Origin of the sequence: Tardiphaga sp. 813_E8_N1_3 (assembly GCF_051811025.1) — a bacterium.
Classification (GTDB): Bacteria; Pseudomonadota; Alphaproteobacteria; order Rhizobiales; family Xanthobacteraceae; genus Tardiphaga.
In genome coordinates, this window is sequence record NZ_JBPWQE010000001.1 from 4,500,713 (window position 1) to 4,516,920 (window position 16,208).

Here is a 16,208-nt window from a genome sequence, read left to right on the forward strand (position 1 = left end):
GATTGAGGCGAGCGTTCAGCGAGCATCAAGACGGGTGGGGTGTCTCCACAGGCTCTACGTCACGCGGGACACCCCCACCCCGGCCTTCGGCCGACCCTCCCCACAAGGGGGAGGGTTGGAAGCCTCACGTATATTTCGGATCGCGTTCCAAAAGCTCGATCGACACGCCCTGCGGCGCGCGGATGAAGCAGATGCGCAGGCCGGGCTTGAGCGTATGCGGCTCCTTGGTGAACTCCACGCCCTTGGCCTTCAGCGACGCAGCCACCGCGTCGATGTCCTTCACCTTCAGGCCGAAATGGTCGAGGCCCTGATAGGGCGTGACCGGCGGCGGGTTGACGCCCATCTCCGGCGTCACCGGGGCGAGAAAGATCATGCCGCCGCCAAGCCTGATATCGATACGGCCGGGCGCGCGCAGGATTTCGGCGCCGAGCATGTCGGAAAACCACTGCGCAGTCGCTTCGGTGTCCGGCGTGCGGATATGGACGTGATCCCAAGTGTATTCGATCGTAGACATCGGCAGCTCCTTTTGAAGTCTTCTTACACAGATCGCAGAAACGTAAACTCGGTATCGTCATAGCCGCGGCGCTCGAGTTCTTCGAACCCTTCTGGTGCCGCGAACGCCGCATCCTTCGCTTCTTCAACCACCAGCAACGCGCCCGGCGTCAGCCAGCCGCCATCGCGCAGCGAGGCCAGCGCCTTTTCGGCAAGCTTCATGCGATAGGGCGGATCGAGGAACACCAGCGAGAACGGCTCGACCGGATGGGCGGGGCCGAGATCAGCCGCATCGCGGCGATACACTTTGGTGACACCGCCGAGACCCAGCGCCTCGACATTGTTGCGGAGCAAGGCGCGCGCCTCGGACCCGTTATCGACGAACAGCGTGAACTTGGCGCCGCGCGATACGGCCTCGATGCCGAGGGCACCGGTGCCGGCAAACAGATCGAGCACGCGCGCGTCCTCAATCGGACTTTCGTAAGCGTGGATCAGGATGTTGAACAACGACTCGCGCAGTCGATCCGCCGTGGGACGGATCGCCTGCGTCGTGGGCGACGCGATGTTGCGGCCCTTCAGCCGGCCACCGACGACACGCATCAGATGCCTCGTTTGAAAAGTGGCAAAGCCACAGCAGGTGTAGCGTGGTCCCCTCCCCCCTTGCGGGGGAGGGTGGCGCGAAGCGCCGGGAGAGGGGTGAGCCACAAACGCCGGAGCTCCGGGTTACCCCCCTCCCCGACCCTCCCCCGCAAGGGGGGAGGGAGCACAACTGCCGTCGCGATGCACATCGTATTTCTCTTTGACTTCTCTTACTCGTCCCGCGGCTTCAGATCGCGCTTGCCGTGATAGCCGCGCTTCGGCTTCTTCGGCGGGCCGCCGAAGGTGGCCGCGTCCTCGTTACGAGCACGCGACTCTTCCGAGCCGGCGCGCTGCACGAGAATGCGACGGCCCTTGCGGTCTTCCACCGTGGAACGCTTCAGCACCGGCTTTTTGACGATCACCGGATCGAGCGAGACGTCGCCCTTGCTCGGCAGTTGCCGACCGAAATCGGCGCCGGAGGCTTCGGCGATCTTTTCGCCGAGCTGCTCGCGCAGCACGCGGGTCTTCACCTCGTCGACCTGACCTTCCTCGATTTCGCCGAGCTGGAACGGACCGTAGGAGATGCGGATCAGGCGGTTCACCTCGAGGCCGAGATGCGCCAGCACGTTGCGTACTTCGCGGTTCTTGCCTTCGCGGATTGCAAAAACGATCCAGACATTGGCGCTCTTGTCGCGTTCCAGCGTCGCATCGATCGAGCCATATTTGACGCCGTCGACCTCGACGCCGTTCTTGAGCTCGTTGAGCTGCGCCTGCGTGACTTCGCCATGCGCACGCACGCGATAACGCCGCAGCCAGCCGGTTTCCGGCAGTTCCAGCGTCCGCGCGAGGCCGCCGTCATTGGTCAGCAGCAACAGGCCTTCGGTGTTGAAATCGAGACGGCCTATGGAGATCAGGCGCGGCAGGCCTTCGGGCAGATGATCGAACACCGTCGGCCGTCCCTCGGGATCGGCATGGGTCGTCATCAACCCGCGCGGCTTGTGGTACAGGAACAGACGCGTGCGCTCCGGCGCCGGCAACGGCTTGCCGTCGACGGTGATGACGTCGTTGGTCGAGACATCGAGCGCCGGTGAATTGATCACCCGGCCGTTGACGGCGACGCGTCCCTGCGTGACCCATTCCTCGGCATCACGGCGCGAACACAGGCCCGCGCGCGACACGACCTTGGCGATACGCTCACCGGCCTTCTTGGCCGCGGGAACGCGCGCCGGGCGGCGCTGCTCGGGATCGCGCTCGCGATATTCACCGCGACCACCGAAGGCGGGACGCTTCGCAAAGATCCTGCTGTCATCCTCGTTTTCACGACGCGGACGCTCATCACCGTCGCGAGCCTCGCTGCGACCATGCTCCTGCCAGTCGGTGCGGCCACGCGGCTCGCGCGGACGATCGAAGCTTGGACGGTCCTCACGCGGACGCGAGAAACGCGGTCGCTCGCTGTCGCTACGCTCGGGACGATCTTCACGCGGACGATCAAATTTGGGCCTGTCGAACTTCGGCCGATCGAAATTGCGCGCACCTTCACGCGGCGGACGCGCGCTGCGGCTGCCGCGATCATCCGACCCGCCTTCGCGCTTCTGCCAGGGTTTCTGCTCGCTGCGATCCGGGCCGCGTTCGAAATCGCGTCCACCCCGGTCGTTGCGATCTCCACGATCGCTGCGATCTCCACGATCGCTGAAGCTCTTGCGGGGACCGCCGCGATCCGGCGCACCACGGGAAAACTTCTTGTCGCCGCCAAATTTCTTCTCGGCGCTGAAGGGCCGGTCGCCACGCGGACGATCGCCGTCACGCGACGGGCGCGGGCTGAACGGACGATCGCCTTGCGGACGATCGTTGCGATCACCCCGCGGCCGATCGTTGCGATCGCCTTGCGGGCGATCAAAGCGCGGACGCGGACGATCGCCATCGCCGCCGCGGAAGCCTTCGCCGCGCGGCGTATAGGGGCGCTTCTCACCGCCGCCATCACGCGACGCATAGGGCTTCTTGTCGCCAAACTTCTTGTCGGAGAAACGTCCGGCCGGACGCGCATCGCCGCGGTCGCCCCGCGGGGCGCGGTCATCCCTGTTGAAATTCGGACGCTCGCCACGCGGTGCGTCTCCGCGCGGGCTGTAGGGACGCTTGTCGCCGCCACCAGCGCGCGGGGAATACGGACGCTTCTCGCGGTCACCGAAATCCTTGCGCGGCCCACGATCCGGACGATCGCCACCACCGCTGCGCGCAGGACGGTCGTCGCGGTTGAAGCGGGCCGGACGCGCATCGTCACGATCGTGACGCGGCGCATCGCCGTAGTCACGGCGCGGCGCGCGATCATCATCGCGCTTGCCGGCGTAAGGCTTCGATCCAAAAGACTTGGCACCAAAAGACTTGGCGCCGAACGACTTGCCGCCAGAAGGCTTGCCACCGAACGAGCGCTTCTCGCCGCCGCCAGCACCGGCCGGTTTCGGCGCATAGGTGCCGTCGCGCTTGGCGAATTTCTTCTCTGGTCCGCGGGCGGCGCCGGAGCGGCCTTTGCCTGCCCCGCTTTTGCCGCCGGGTGGCCGGCCGCGCGAGGGGCCGTTGTTTTTGTCGTTGTCGCGGGGCATGAAGGGTCTCACTGCAGCGGAAGCTGAATTGGGTTGAGCAGTGCGGACAGGGTTCGCGGGCCGAAAATGCGCGCTCATTGGGGCGCATTCTCACGCAAAACCAGTATCCACTTTTGCTGAATGCAACTCCGTAGCAGAGTTTTGCGCAGGAAACGAGCCGTTGACCGCACCTTCTTTCATGGATCTGGCGCTGAAAGCGGCCGAAAGTGCCGGAAATGCCGGCGAAGTCCCGATCGGCTGCGTCATCGTAGGGAATAACGAGGTGATCGCCACGGCCGGCAACCGCACCCTCCGGGACCGCGACCCGACCGCCCATGCCGAAGTCCTGGCGATCCGGGAGGCCGCCGCCAGGCTCGGCAGCGAGCGGCTGGTCGACTGCGACCTGTATGTGACCTTGGAGCCCTGCACCATGTGCGCCGGCGCGATCTCCTTCGCCCGGATCCGGCGGCTATATTACGGGGCCGCCGATCCCAAGGGCGGCGGGGTCGATTCCGGCGTGCGCTTCTTCGCTTCCCCGACCTGTCACCACGCGCCGGAGGTCTATCCGTCCGTGGGAGAAACCCAGTCTGCGACGCTGTTACGAGAATTTTTTAAAGCGCGGCGTTGAAGTCTTGCTGGCCGTCACGTCCACGGGAACGCGGGTTACTTCGTGCCCATCCTCGTGGATGACGCAAATATAGCGCTCATGACCCGGATGCGCCGCCGGGCGCGCGTTGATCTCGTCGACCATCACATAGGCCCGCGCAATTGCCTCGGCGTCGCTGCCGAGATCCAGACCGGCATGATCGCGCTGTGTCGTGCCGTTTTTGAGGTCGAAATAATAACGCGCCATGGCTGCCTCGCAGACCCATCAACGCATCACGCAACCTTAGGTTCCTCGAAAGGAACCCCAGGATACCGTTACTTGCCTTTGCGCTCCCGCGCCACAGCCTGCCAGCCGATATCGCGGCGACAAAAACCTTCCGGCCAGTTGATCAGGCCGATGGCTTCATAGGCACGGCGCTGGGCCTCGCCGACAGTCTTAGCGGAGGCCGTCACGTTGAGGACGCGGCCGCCATTGGCGAGAATCCAGTCGCCGGATGCCTTGGTCCCGGCGTGAAACACTTCGACGCCGTCGATCTTCTCGGCGCGGTCGAGGCCGGCAATCCGGGTGCCCTTTTCATAATCGCCGGGATAGCCCTTGGCGGCCATGACCACGGTGAGTGCGGGATCCGGGAACCAGCGCAGATCGAAATTCTTGAGCTGCCCGTCGCAGGACGCGATCAGGGCCGGCAGCAAATCCGACATCAGCCGAACCATCAGCACCTGAGTCTCGGGATCGCCGAAGCGGGCGTTGTATTCGATCAGCTTCGGGCCTTCGTCCGTGATCATCAGGCCGGCGAACAACACGCCCTTGTAGGGATTGCCCATCGCGCTCATGGCGCGCAGCGTTGGCAGGATGATCTCGTTCATGGTGCGATCGCGGATCGCATCGGTAAACACCGGCGCCGGCGAATAGGCGCCCATGCCGCCTGTGTTCGGTCCCTTGTCGCCGTCGAAGGCGCGCTTGTGATCCTGCGCCGCGACCAGCGGCAGCGCATGCTCGCCGTCGCACAGCACGAAGAACGAGGCTTCCTCGCCGGTCATGAATTCCTCGACCACGGCTTCCGCGCCGGCTGCGCCGAAGCCGCCGCCCAGCATCATGTCGATAGCGTCTTCCGCTTCCTTCAGCGTCATCGCGACGACGACGCCCTTGCCGGCGGCAAGACCATCGGCCTTGATCACGATCGGGGCGCCCTGCGCGCGAATATAGGCCTTGGCGGCATCCGCATCGCTGAAGCGCTCATAGGCCGCGGTCGGGATGTTGTTGGCCTTGCAGAGATCCTTGGTGAAGCCCTTGGAGCCTTCGAGCCGCGCGGCGGCCTTGCTTGGCCCGAACGACTTGATACCGGCAGCAGCCAGATCGTCGACGATCCCCGCTGCCAGCGGCGCCTCGGGGCCGACCACGACGAAATCGACCTTGTTGGTCTGGCAGAACGCAATCACGGCGGCATGGTCGGCGACATCGAGGGCCACGCATTCGGCCTCCCGGGCGATGCCGGCATTGCCGGGCGCGCACCAGAGTTTGGTCAGCAGCGGAGACGCGGCGAGTTTCCACGCCAGCGCGTGTTCGCGACCACCGGAACCGATGAGGAGAATGTTCATAACCAGCCAGACCAATTGCAATCAAACACGCCCACCGTTTAGCACGGCGCGTCGGGACAGCAATCAGTGGGTCTGAGTAATCAACCGGCCAGGCGTCCACCCCATCAAGCGACGGCGACACTTGTTTCCACGCGATAGCGGCGGATCAAGCCCACCGTCCAGCCAAGGAAATAGCCGGCGCACGCCCCCGACACCAATTGACCGATCAGCGGGACGGCAGCACCCGAACCCAGCTTCATCGCGGTTGCGACCGCCACGGCATATTGCAGGAGGAAGACCGACAGGTTGCGGATCAGGGGCAGCCAGCTCCCGGGGCGCTGAAGGGTGCCGTCCTGCCGATCGACCGTCATCTCGCCGGGACCGATCAACAGAGCGACGGCCGCCATCACGATTGCCGCTGCCAGCCACGCCCCGATCAGATGCAATTGGCCGCCGGCAAAGATCAGCCGCGACAGCCCCATCAGAAGAAACACCATCGGAACGATCAGCAAACGGCGCAGCTGTGTCTTTCGCGGCCGAAGCGACAGGCCTCCGAGCCAGATCAGCAGTGCGAGCAACGCGAACACCCAGATCGGTGTGTTGGTCAGAATGCGCCACGCGATGCCCATGACAATCTCCAGAGCTTTACGTTACTTGCTTTGCTCTATTTGCCTTCCGCAGTCGCGATAATCTCACGCAAGGTGGCGACGTGCCGCGCGAAGGCGCCACGCCCCGTCGCGGTGGCCGTCACCGTTGTCTGTGGCTTCTTGCCGACAAACGCCTTTTCGACGCCGACATAGCCGGCTTTCGCCAGTGTCTCGATATGAGCACCGAGATTGCCATCGGTGGCGCCCGTCAACTTCTTCAATCGCGGGAAATCCAGCCCCTGTGCCGGATGCAGCGCGTTCAGCGCGGCCATGATCTTGAGCCGCAGAGGCTGATGGATGATGTCGTCGAGTTCGGCCATGTCAGCTGCGCCGCATCCAGAGACCGCCGAGCAGCAGGCCGCCACCATTGACCACCGCCATCCAGAGCGTGAACCACGGTCCGGCCAGGAAGTAACCTAGCAGCGTCAGCGCGATCACACTTATGCCGATGACGACAAAGACGCGGCCGAACCAGAACCCTGTCATCACGTAAGGCAACATGAAATAAGTCGTCCAGAACGCCGGGATCTGCCGGATCGTCATCGTCCCGAACACCATGCTCCAGAGACAACCGAAAGCCACGAACGCGATGAACGCTGCCGTTGCGCGGGCATCGAAGGTGCTGACGCCTTCGCGCTTCTTGTTGAGCGCCCCGATGATGATCGCGCAGATGACACCCGCGACGACGACGACCGACCAGATGACGGGAGCCGCAGCAGGCGCGATGAACGAGAGCAGATAGCCGATAAAAGTCGCAACGCCCCATAGAATGAGCATCGTGCTGGCGTGCCGATAGAACACCGACTGCCGGACTAGCCGACTGAGGCTCTCGATCTCCATCAACGCAGCACTGGCTTCCTGGCTGTTGATCACGGTGTCACCTCGTTGCGAGATCGTCGGCGACGACGGCGACGAAACTTGCCGTGCTGACGACGTCCATGTGATTTGCATTGTCGAGGATGCGCACGTCGATATTGGCTTTCGACTGCATCGCCTCGCGATATTTGTCCGCGAACATCAGCTCGTCATCCCGCCCGGCGATGACAGAAATGGGTCCATTCGCCGGATCGAGATCCAGGCGGTAGTCGCGATGCGTGCCGAAATTCTGCAGCAGCCGAAACGAATATTCGGACGTCAGAATGCGCGTCATGCCCGGTTGCACGGCAAAGGCAACCACCGGGAGCTGCGAACAGCATGTCACCCCGACCGACTGCAGCATACTGAGCGCGATGATGCGCGGCACACTCGGACTGGCCCATCCGCCTGCGTTCTCGCGTGTGGATGGCGACTTCAGACCCAGATAGGGTGACAGCAGAACGGTGCGTGCGAACAGACCCTGATTGACGGACCCAGCCACGCGCAGTGCAAACCCGCCGCCCGACGAATGCCCGGCGAGCGTCAGTGGCAACGCCAGTCCCTGCCCGCGCAAATGGCCGACGAGATCTGCGAGATCATCGTCGAGCTGGCCGAGATAGGCGATATCGCCGCGGGTCCCCGACGCGCCATGGCCGCGCATGTCGGGAGCGATGCTTTCGACGCCCCGCGCGGCAAGCGCTTTTGCGAGAGCGTGCACCGCTATGCTCGATCCCGACGAGCCATGAATGAGGAGTGCGGCACGGTTCACAGACGGTCCGGATGGCGTGTAGCGCCTGTAGGCCAGATTCGAGCCGTCTCTTGCCTGGAAATACTGCAGCGGCGGCACGCCGCCGCGATCCGCACTGCGCGCGGTGTCCGCAATGGAGGCCAGCGCCTTGGGACGGGACACCGGTACCGCGATCATGCCGGCCAGCACCAGGGCGACCAGGCCCGCCGCAGCAAGGAGCCAAACGATGCCACGGACCGCGAAGGTCAATATCCACGCCATAATACCCGCCATTCTCTGATTACAGACAACTCTGTATAACAGAGTTATCTGTAATTCAACATCTGATTGGCGTTTTGCGACCGACATCCCTACTTTGCGACGATCCTGAAAGCCGAGATTCGATGCCCAAAGCCGCCGCCCCCCTCACCAATTCCCCCGAATTCACCGTCTCCGAGCTGTCCTCAGCCCTGAAACGGACGGTGGAAGACACTTACGGGAACGTGCGGGTGCGCGGCGAGATCTCCGGTTTTCGCGGGCCGCATTCCTCCGGCCACTGCTATTTCTCGCTCAAGGACGAGAGCGCCAAGATCGAGGCGGTGATCTGGAAGGGCGTCCATGGCCGGATGCGCTTCAAGCCGCAGGAAGGCCTCGAAGTCATCGCCACCGGCAAGCTGACCACCTATCCCGGCTCGTCGAAATACCAGATCGTCATCGAGGCCATCGAACCCGCCGGCGTGGGCGCGCTGATGGCGCTGATGGAAGAGCGCAAGCGCAAGCTTGGCGCCGAAGGCCTGTTCGACGAAGCACGCAAGCAGTTGCTGCCATGGCTGCCGGAAGTGATCGGCGTGGTGACATCGCCGACCGGCGCTGTGATCCGCGACATCCTGCATCGGCTGGAAGACCGCTTCCCGCGCCGCGTGCTGGTATGGCCGGTGAAAGTTCAGGGCGAAGGTTCGGCAGAACAGGTCGCCGCCGCGATCCACGGCTTCAACGCGCTGCCCGAAGGCGGCGCCATTCCTCGGCCGGATCTGCTCATCGTCGCGCGCGGCGGCGGCTCGCTGGAAGACCTGTGGTCGTTCAACGAGGAAATCGTGGTGCGTGCCGCGGCCGAGAGCATGATCCCGCTGATCTCGGCGGTCGGCCACGAGACCGACATCACCCTCATCGATTTCGCCGCCGACAAGCGCGCGCCGACGCCGACGGCGGCCGCCGAAATGGCGGTGCCCGTGCGCGCCGAACTGATGGTGGAGATATCCGGCTTCGAGCGCCGGATGATGCTGTGCTGGCAGCGCGGGCAGGAATCCCGCCGCAACGAGTTGCGCGCCGCAGCGCGTGCCTTGCCGGATCTCAGCGAATTGCTCGCCATTCCGCGCCAGCGTCTCGATGGCGCAACCGCATCGCTGCCGCGTGCGCTGAAGGCCAATACGCATGCGCATCATCGCCGCTTCACGCAGGCCAGCGCCGGGCTGACGCTGCGCGTGCTGCGCGCACAGATCGCCCACGCCACACAGCGGCTGACGGTATCGGGCGAACGCTTGAGCCTCTCCGCGCGTGCCCTGCTTCGGCAGCGCCGCGATCGCTTCACTGGCCTTGAAGCACGATTGAAGGCCTCGAAACTCGCCAATGCGCAGGCGCAGCGCAATGCCATCACGCGCGATCGGGAGCGCGCTCTGCGCCTCACTGAGCGCGCGCGCCGTGCACTGACGACACTGGTGCAGCGCCAGCAGGCACGTGTGCAGGCGTCGAGCCAGTTGCTCAGTGCCCTCTCCTATCGCAGCGTGCTGGCCCGCGGCTTCGCGCTGGTTCGGGATGAACAAGGTGCAGCGCTGCATGCCGCCGCCACTGTCGGAGCGGGCGCCCGCCTGAGCATCGAATTCGCCGATGGCCGCGTCGGCGTGACCGCCGATGGCGACCGCACGGCACCTGCTCCGCGCGAGACCAAGCCTACGGCACCGGCCGCGCCGAAAAAGGCGACGAAAATCGATCAGGGCAGCCTGTTCTAGAGGTTGCGCAGGCCGCCTTTATTGGGCGACGCCGCGGCCCTATTTATGCTACGAGATGACGACATTCAGGGCCGGTGACCAATCCGGCAAGACGACTTACTGACGATCCAGGAGACCAGCCGTGCTGAACAAATTTGGCCCCTCGGGCCACGGCGAAGCCCAGTTGCAATATCTCGACGGCGATTTCCGCGTGGTGTCGCCCGGCACCTATGTGACTTGCGCCATCACGGGCGAGCGCATTCCGCTGGACGAGTTGAAATACTGGAGCGTCGATCGGCAGGAAGCCTATGCGGTGCCGAATGCGGTGCTGGCGCGGCATTATCCGGACGCAGTCAAAACGCAGAAGTAAGCTCGTATCGGTCGTTCCGTAGGGTGAGCACGCTTCGCTTTGCCCACCTTACATTCTGAGCGTCTTCACTCTTGCCTGATTGAGCCGTTCGATCACGAAAGCCTGCAGCGCCGCCTTGTCTTCGAAGGCCAGCGTGACGGCGAATGGTACGATCTCCGCCGCAGCCGGCATGCTGCTGAGCTTGACGACATCCTTCTCCGTCGTCACCAGCGTGAGCCCATCACGCTTCGCTTGCGCAACCAGCGCGTCTATCTCACCGGACGCATACGGGTGGTGATCGGCGAAGGCTTTCTCCACCGCCACGTCCACACCTGCATGACGCAATGTCCGGAAGAAGCGTTGGGGATCGCCGATTCCCGCAAAGGCCAGCACGCGCTTGCCGCGCAGAGCCGCCACTGACGTCTCGTCTGGCACGAGGCGCGCCGTCAACACCGGACCACCTTTGCCCGCGACCAGCGCCGCCACGCCCGTCGCCGCAACACCATCGCCAATCACGACGAGCGCATCCGTGCGCGCAATCTGCAGATCGAGCGGCGCGCGCAAAGGTCCTGCGGGCAGCACACGGCCGTTGCCGAGACCGCGATTGCTATCGATCACAATGAACGACGCGTCCTTGGCGATGGCCGGATTCTGGAAACCGTCATCCATCACGATGACGCTGGCGCCGGTCGAGCGCGCCAGCGCTGCGCCCGCGACGCGATCGCCGGAGATCACCACCGGCACCTGACGCGCCATCATCAGCGGCTCGTCGCCGACATCGGCGGCCTGACGTCGCGACGGATCGACCTTCACCGGACCGCGCAGTCTGCCGCCATAGCCGCGGCTAAGCACTACCGGTGTCTCACCGAGATCGCGCAGCACCTGCACGAGCGCCAGCGTCGTCGGTGTCTTGCCGGCACCGCCGACGTGATAGTTGCCGACACAAAGAACGGGAATGCCGACATCGACGCCCTTGCGGGCCATGCGGCTACCTGCGACTTCGCCATAGATGGCGCCAAGCGGCATCAGCAGACGCGACAGCCATGTCGATGGCGGCCGCCAGAACGCGGGCTCACGCATCATAGGCTCCCGCTTCGAGCCGGAGCTGCATCAGATAAGGCTCGAGCGCATGCAGCGTGCGGTCGAGCGCACCGCCAAGCCGTTCAACCACACGATGCCCAGCCTCGATCGCCGCATCGCGTGCCGCCTCGTTGCCGAGCATCTGGCCGAGCTGTTTCACCATTTGCTCCGAGGAGTCGGCAAGCTTCGCGCCGCCGGCACCATCCAGCGCCTCATAGACGTCGGTGAAATTGAAGACATGCGGACCATGCACCACGGACGCACCGAGCTTCACGGCTTCAATCGGATTCTGCCCGCCATGCGGCACCAGCGAACCACCCATGAACACCACCGGTGACAGACGATAGAACAGTCCGAGCTCGCCCATGGTGTCGGCGACATAGAGATCGGTGCCTGCATGCGGCAATTCCTCGCGCGAGCGCAAGGCAACCTGCGCACCTGCCACCGTGATCATCTGCGCAATATCGGCGCCGCGATGGGCGTGGCGTGGCACGATGACCGTCAGCAATTTCGGGAAGAAACTGGTCAGCGTTTTGTGGGTCTCGAGGATGATTTCTTCTTCGCCGGGATGCGTCGACGATGCGACGATGATGGGGCGACCGCGCGTCACCGCCATGAGCTTGTCCAGCTTCACGGCGTCGCCCGGCGGCGCCTGCACATCGAGCTTCAGATTGCCTGTAACGACAACGCTGCGCGACCCCAATGCGCTGAAGCGCTCGGCGTCGGTTTCGGACTGCGCCAGGCAAATCTCGAAACGGCCGAGCAAGGCGCCGATGGTCGCCGAAAATTTCTGCCAGCGCGGGAACGAGCGCTGCGACATGCGTGCATTGATCAGCACCATCGGCAGACGGCGTTTGGCGGCGGAAATGATCAGGTTCGGCCAGAGATCACTCTCGATGAACAGCGCAAGACTCGGCTTCCAGTGATCGAGAAAGCGCGCCACGAAGCGCGGTGAATCATAGGGAATGTATTGATGGATGATGTCGGTCGGAAAGCGCTTGGCGATGATCTCGGCCGAAGTCACCGTGCCCGAGGTCAAGAGGATGCGCATGCCCAGCGCACGCAGCCGCTCGATCAAGGCCGCCGCCGCCAGCACCTCGCCGACGCTGGCGCCGTGAATCCAGACCAGCGGCCCAGCGGGGCGCTCGATCTGCGAGATGCCGCGGCGCTCGTCGAGGCGCGCAGGATCTTCCTTGTTGTTCTTCAACCGTTGCTTGATCAAGACGGGCGCAAGCGGCGTCAGTGCCGCCGACAATCTGCGATAGGCGCGCAGCGTGATCGGCAGCGCGTTAGGCACGACCCGCACCTTCCGGCCGACCTACCGCGTCATAGGCGCGCTGCGTGGCCTCGTTCAGCGTGGCCTCAAGCTGCAGGCGCAACGCCTCCATCGTGGCAGCGTCGGCATCGGCAGGAACGCTGAGCGGTTCACCGCCGACCAGCACGCCGCGACCGAAAGGCAGATTGATCGTGGTGCGGTCCCAGTTGTTGAGCTGGACGTAGCGGCTGGTGGCCATGGCAAACGGCATGATCGGTCGTCCGCTTTCGCGTGCCAGCATGATGATGCCCATGCCGGCGACACGCGAACGCTTCGGCACGTCGGCGGTCAGCGCCATGTTGATGCCGCGCTCCAGCACCCGCACCATTTCCTTGAACGCACCGACACCGCCCTTGCGATGAAACGCGCCGCCATGATCGCCGGAGCCGCGGACGGTGGCTATGCCAAGACGCTCAGCAGCCAGCGCATTGAACTCGCCGTCGCGATGCTTCGAGATCAGCACGGCGCCGCGATAGTCCTTTTGCTTGATGAACGGCGTCATGAAGTGCTGGCCATGCCAGAACGCCAGGATGACCGGCATCTGCGGTTCGACGATGTCATAGACATCAACGGGATCGAAGGTGAATTTGTTGGTCTTCCAGACCAGACGCAAAAATTCGGCCGCGAGAAAACCCGCGGCGCGCTGAACCCAGCTGCTGCGCAGCGTGTTTCGGAGCAGTCGTTTCAAGCGGCCGGCTTCGCGTCTTGGCCGGGATCGAGCAACCGATGAAGATGGACGATGAAGTAACGCATATGGGCGTTGTCGACGGTCTGCTGCGCCTTGGCCTTCCAGGCGACGAACGCCGACGCGTAATTCGGATAGACGCCGACGACTTCAACCTGGCTGAGATCCTTGAACGTCGTCTCTTTCAGGTTGGTCAGCTCGCCCCCGATGACCAGATGAAGCAGTTGCTGTGGTGTGTCCGACATGAATCCTGTTCCTGCAGCGACCGGCTGCGATCCGATAAGTCAAAGATAGTGGTGCAGCCGGTTAAACCCGGCGGTTCTGGAATTGCTCGACGATGTAAGCATGGCGATCGGCCCCCGCTGCCACCAGCAACCCGTGCGTGACTTCCCGGCGATTATAGAGGATGGGATCGCCCGAAAGCTCGGTCATCCTACCATTCGCTTCGTGGACGATCAAATCTGCGGCGGCCAGATCCCAGTCCCGGCTCTGCCCCCCGGCAAAGGCCGCATCCAGCCGGCCATTGGCGATCCAGCACAAGCGCAGCGCCAGCGAGCCGATTCGCGGATAGAGGGTAATGTCCTGCCGGGGATGGACCATCCGCTCGACCAGCGGCTTCGGGCCCGCCACGCGCGAAAAGTCCATTGCGGAACCGGTCGTGGCCCGAACCGGAACGCCATTGCAGGTGGTGCCCTGCCCGCGGATCGCCAGAAAAAATTCATCTGTGGATGGCGCAAATACCGCAGCCATCACCGGTCGGGCGTCCTCGACCAGCGCGACACAGACACACCAATCCTCGCGACCGGCGAGATAGCTGCGGGTGCCGTCGATCGGATCGATGATCCAGGTCAGGCGCTTGCCGAGACGAGATTCGTCATCGGCGCTCTCCTCCGAGAGCCAGCCATAATCGGGCGTCGCGGCGCGAAGCCGCTTCTCGATCAGATCGTTGAGGGCGATATCCGCTTCGGAGACGGGTGAGGATTCGCCCTTGGTCCATTTCCTGAGTTCTGTACCGAACATTGCGAGGCCGAGCTCGCCGGCCGCCCGCACTGTGTCCGCCATCAGGGCAACATCGTGCGCGAGCCGTTTGTCTGTATCGAGATCAGCGTCCGGCAATCGTCAGCCCCTCGACCCGCACGGTCGGCGCGTTGACGCCGTATTTGAAAGTGAGGTCGTTCGCAGGCGTCATCGACTTGAAGATCTCGAACAGATGACCGGCAATGGTGATCTCGCTGACGGCGTAAGTGAGCTTGCCGTTCTCGATCCAGAACCCGCCGGCACCGCGGCTGTAGTCGCCGGTCACGCCATTGACGCCCGAGCCAATCAGATCGGTGACGTAAAAGCCTTCCTTGATATCGGCGATCAGGTCTTCCGGGCTCACGTCGCCTGCTTCCATATGCAGGTTGTAGGCGCCGGGGGATGGTGACGACGAGACGTCGCGATGCGCGTGACCTGTGGTGGTCATGCCGAGTTCGCGCGCGGTCGCGCAATCCAGCAGCCAGGTGGTCAGCACGCCGCCATCAATGATGGCCTGCTGCTTCGTCGCAACGCCTTCGGCATCGAAGGACTGCGACCGCAGGCCGCGCACGCGGAGGGGATCGTCGATGATGCGGATATTGCTGCTGAACAGCTGCTTGCCGAGACTGTCCTTGAGGAACGTGGTCTTGCGCGCGACGGACGCGCCATTCGCGGCACCGATGACGTGACCGACCAGCGAGTTCGAGACGCGCGGATCGTACACCACCGGCACCTTGCAGGTCGGCACCTTGCGCGGGTTGGCCCGCGCCACCGTGCGCTCGCCCGCGAGTTTGCCAACACTCGATGGAGAGTCCAAATCGGACGCATGCAGCGCCGAGGTGAAGGCGTAGTCGCGCTCCATCTTGGTGCCGTCCCCAACGATGGCAGTCATCGAGACGCCCTGACTGGAGCGGAGATAGGAGCCGTGGAAACCAGTGGAGGTCACCAGCACCATGCCGCCGATGCCGGTCGAGGCTGATGCGCCGCCGGACTTGGTCACGCCGTTCACCGCGAGCGCCGCCGCTTCGGCTTCGACTGCGCGGCGTTCGAGCTCGCTCACCGACGGCACGACGGGATCGAGCAGATCGAGATTTGCAAAGTCGCGCGCAAGCAGAGTCGGGTCCGCAAGGCCCACATATTGATCATCGGGTGCGACGCGCGCCATCGCGACAGCACGTTCGGCCAGTTGCGCAACATTGTCGCCGGACATGTCATTGGTGGAGATCACCGCCTGACGTCGGCCAACGAACACGCGCAATCCCATGTCGTCGCCTTCCGAACGCTCGGAGGCTTCGACCTTGCCGTCACGCACTTCGACGCCATGCGACACCCCGCGCACCGCGACCGCATCCGCGGCATCCGCGCCGGCCTTCTTTGCGGCCTCGACGAAACGCTGCGCCAGCGTCGAAAGCACGGACTGGTCGAGCAGATCGGAATTGTCGGACTTCGTGGAGGCGGACGACGACGCGTTTGGTGAAGAATTCACGAACAAAATCCCAACATTGAGAGACGATTTTCGACCGGTCCGAAGCGGTGATGGCCGCTGCTAGAGATGTGCCTATTTCGCAGGGACTTCAAGCATTTGCCGTGCCGAAAAGGAAAGAATTTCAGGGCTTTCGCAAGGACTCGTCAATCATGCCTGCCAAGCTTCTGTCAATCATGAAGGGCGGTCGGATTCGATTAACCAGCCTTTTTAAGCCGATTCCGAACGCGCTCT

Annotated in this window: 18 protein-coding genes; 3 read left to right on the top strand and 15 right to left on the bottom strand. The window is 63.9% G+C overall.

All coding sequences use genetic code 11. The features are described from left to right. Nucleotides 1–124: 124 nt before the first annotated feature. The 3 genes from AB8A33_RS21330 to AB8A33_RS21340 form a co-directional block, all read right to left on the bottom strand. Nucleotides 125–514 carry a VOC family protein gene (locus AB8A33_RS21330; RefSeq protein WP_439094601.1) on the bottom strand — a complete coding sequence of 130 codons (390 nt, stop codon included), beginning with the start codon at nucleotides 512–514 and terminating at the stop codon, nucleotides 125–127. A 23-nt stretch (nucleotides 515–537) separates the two neighbouring features. Then, entirely contained in the window at nucleotides 538–1,092 is a 555-nt protein-coding gene (gene rsmD, locus AB8A33_RS21335; RefSeq protein WP_439094602.1) for a 16S rRNA (guanine(966)-N(2))-methyltransferase RsmD, read from the bottom strand. A 209-nt stretch (nucleotides 1,093–1,301) separates the two neighbouring features. Then, nucleotides 1,302–3,668 carry a pseudouridine synthase gene (locus AB8A33_RS21340; protein ID WP_439094603.1) on the bottom strand — a complete coding sequence of 789 codons (2,367 nt, stop codon included), beginning with the start codon at nucleotides 3,666–3,668 and terminating at the stop codon, nucleotides 1,302–1,304. A 160-nt stretch (nucleotides 3,669–3,828) separates the two neighbouring features. Here AB8A33_RS21340 and AB8A33_RS21345 point away from each other — a divergent pair, with 160 nt between their 5' ends. After that, nucleotides 3,829–4,275 (top strand): nucleoside deaminase, encoded by a 447-nt coding sequence (locus AB8A33_RS21345; protein WP_175500269.1) that lies wholly within the window; start codon nucleotides 3,829–3,831, stop codon nucleotides 4,273–4,275. Here the strand turns inward: AB8A33_RS21345 and AB8A33_RS21350 are convergent. The 6 genes from AB8A33_RS21350 to AB8A33_RS21375 all read right to left on the bottom strand — a co-directional run bounded on the left by AB8A33_RS21350 (nucleotide 4,246) and on the right by AB8A33_RS21375 (nucleotide 8,342). After that, a complete protein-coding gene (locus AB8A33_RS21350) occupies nucleotides 4,246–4,500 on the bottom strand; it encodes a DUF6894 family protein (protein ID WP_439094604.1) in 255 nt (84 codons plus the stop codon). The genes AB8A33_RS21345 and AB8A33_RS21350 overlap by 30 nt on opposite strands. A 68-nt stretch (nucleotides 4,501–4,568) precedes the next feature. Then, nucleotides 4,569–5,852 (bottom strand): phosphoribosylamine--glycine ligase, encoded by a 1,284-nt coding sequence (purD, locus tag AB8A33_RS21355; RefSeq protein ID WP_439094605.1) that lies wholly within the window; start codon nucleotides 5,850–5,852, stop codon nucleotides 4,569–4,571. 104 nt (nucleotides 5,853–5,956) lie between these two features. Then, a complete protein-coding gene (locus AB8A33_RS21360) occupies nucleotides 5,957–6,460 on the bottom strand; it encodes a DUF6622 family protein (RefSeq protein WP_439094606.1) in 504 nt (167 codons plus the stop codon). Between the two features lie 35 nt (nucleotides 6,461–6,495). Further along, nucleotides 6,496–6,798: a winged helix-turn-helix domain-containing protein gene (locus tag AB8A33_RS21365; protein WP_439094607.1), complete on the bottom strand. Its 303-nt coding sequence runs from the start codon at nucleotides 6,796–6,798 to the stop codon at nucleotides 6,496–6,498. 1 nt (nucleotide 6,799) lies between these two features. Beyond that, nucleotides 6,800–7,351, bottom strand: a complete 552-nt coding sequence (locus AB8A33_RS21370) for a hypothetical protein (protein WP_439094608.1) — start codon at nucleotides 7,349–7,351, stop codon at nucleotides 6,800–6,802. Nucleotides 7,352–7,355: 4 nt separating this feature from the next. Further along, entirely contained in the window at nucleotides 7,356–8,342 is a 987-nt protein-coding gene (locus AB8A33_RS21375) for an alpha/beta hydrolase (RefSeq protein WP_439094609.1), read from the bottom strand. A 122-nt stretch (nucleotides 8,343–8,464) separates the two neighbouring features. On the opposite strand from AB8A33_RS21375, the gene xseA reads away from it, so the two are divergent. Together xseA and AB8A33_RS21385 are read left to right on the top strand one after the other, a co-directional pair. Then, nucleotides 8,465–10,066, top strand: coding sequence for an exodeoxyribonuclease VII large subunit (gene xseA / locus AB8A33_RS21380; protein ID WP_439094610.1), 1,602 nt, complete (start codon nucleotides 8,465–8,467; stop codon nucleotides 10,064–10,066). A gap of 121 nt (nucleotides 10,067–10,187) precedes the next feature. Beyond that, nucleotides 10,188–10,415 carry a DUF2093 domain-containing protein gene (locus tag AB8A33_RS21385; RefSeq protein WP_092141595.1) on the top strand — a complete coding sequence of 76 codons (228 nt, stop codon included), beginning with the start codon at nucleotides 10,188–10,190 and terminating at the stop codon, nucleotides 10,413–10,415. A gap of 48 nt (nucleotides 10,416–10,463) precedes the next feature. On the opposite strand, the gene lpxK is transcribed toward AB8A33_RS21385, so the two are convergent. The 6 genes from lpxK to AB8A33_RS21415 form a co-directional block, all read right to left on the bottom strand. After that, a complete protein-coding gene (gene lpxK, locus AB8A33_RS21390; protein WP_439094611.1) occupies nucleotides 10,464–11,474 on the bottom strand; it encodes a tetraacyldisaccharide 4'-kinase in 1,011 nt (336 codons plus the stop codon). After that, nucleotides 11,467–12,771, bottom strand: a complete 1,305-nt coding sequence (locus AB8A33_RS21395; RefSeq protein WP_439094612.1) for a 3-deoxy-D-manno-octulosonic acid transferase — start codon at nucleotides 12,769–12,771, stop codon at nucleotides 11,467–11,469. Before AB8A33_RS21395 ends, lpxK begins: the two co-directional genes overlap by 8 nt. Beyond that, a complete protein-coding gene (locus tag AB8A33_RS21400) occupies nucleotides 12,764–13,477 on the bottom strand; it encodes a lysophospholipid acyltransferase family protein (protein WP_439094613.1) in 714 nt (237 codons plus the stop codon). Before AB8A33_RS21400 ends, AB8A33_RS21395 begins: the two co-directional genes overlap by 8 nt. Next, on the bottom strand, nucleotides 13,474–13,719 hold the full coding sequence (locus AB8A33_RS21405) for a DUF4170 domain-containing protein (RefSeq protein ID WP_439094614.1): 246 nt from the start codon (nucleotides 13,717–13,719) through the stop codon (nucleotides 13,474–13,476). Before AB8A33_RS21405 ends, AB8A33_RS21400 begins: the two co-directional genes overlap by 4 nt. Before the next feature lie 61 nt (nucleotides 13,720–13,780). After that, nucleotides 13,781–14,590: a 3'(2'),5'-bisphosphate nucleotidase CysQ gene (locus AB8A33_RS21410; protein WP_315840786.1), complete on the bottom strand. Its 810-nt coding sequence runs from the start codon at nucleotides 14,588–14,590 to the stop codon at nucleotides 13,781–13,783. After that, nucleotides 14,577–15,977, bottom strand: coding sequence for a TldD/PmbA family protein (locus AB8A33_RS21415; protein ID WP_439094615.1), 1,401 nt, complete (start codon nucleotides 15,975–15,977; stop codon nucleotides 14,577–14,579). The genes AB8A33_RS21410 and AB8A33_RS21415 overlap by 14 nt, the downstream gene beginning before the upstream one ends. Nucleotides 15,978–16,208: the final 231 nt, after the last annotated feature.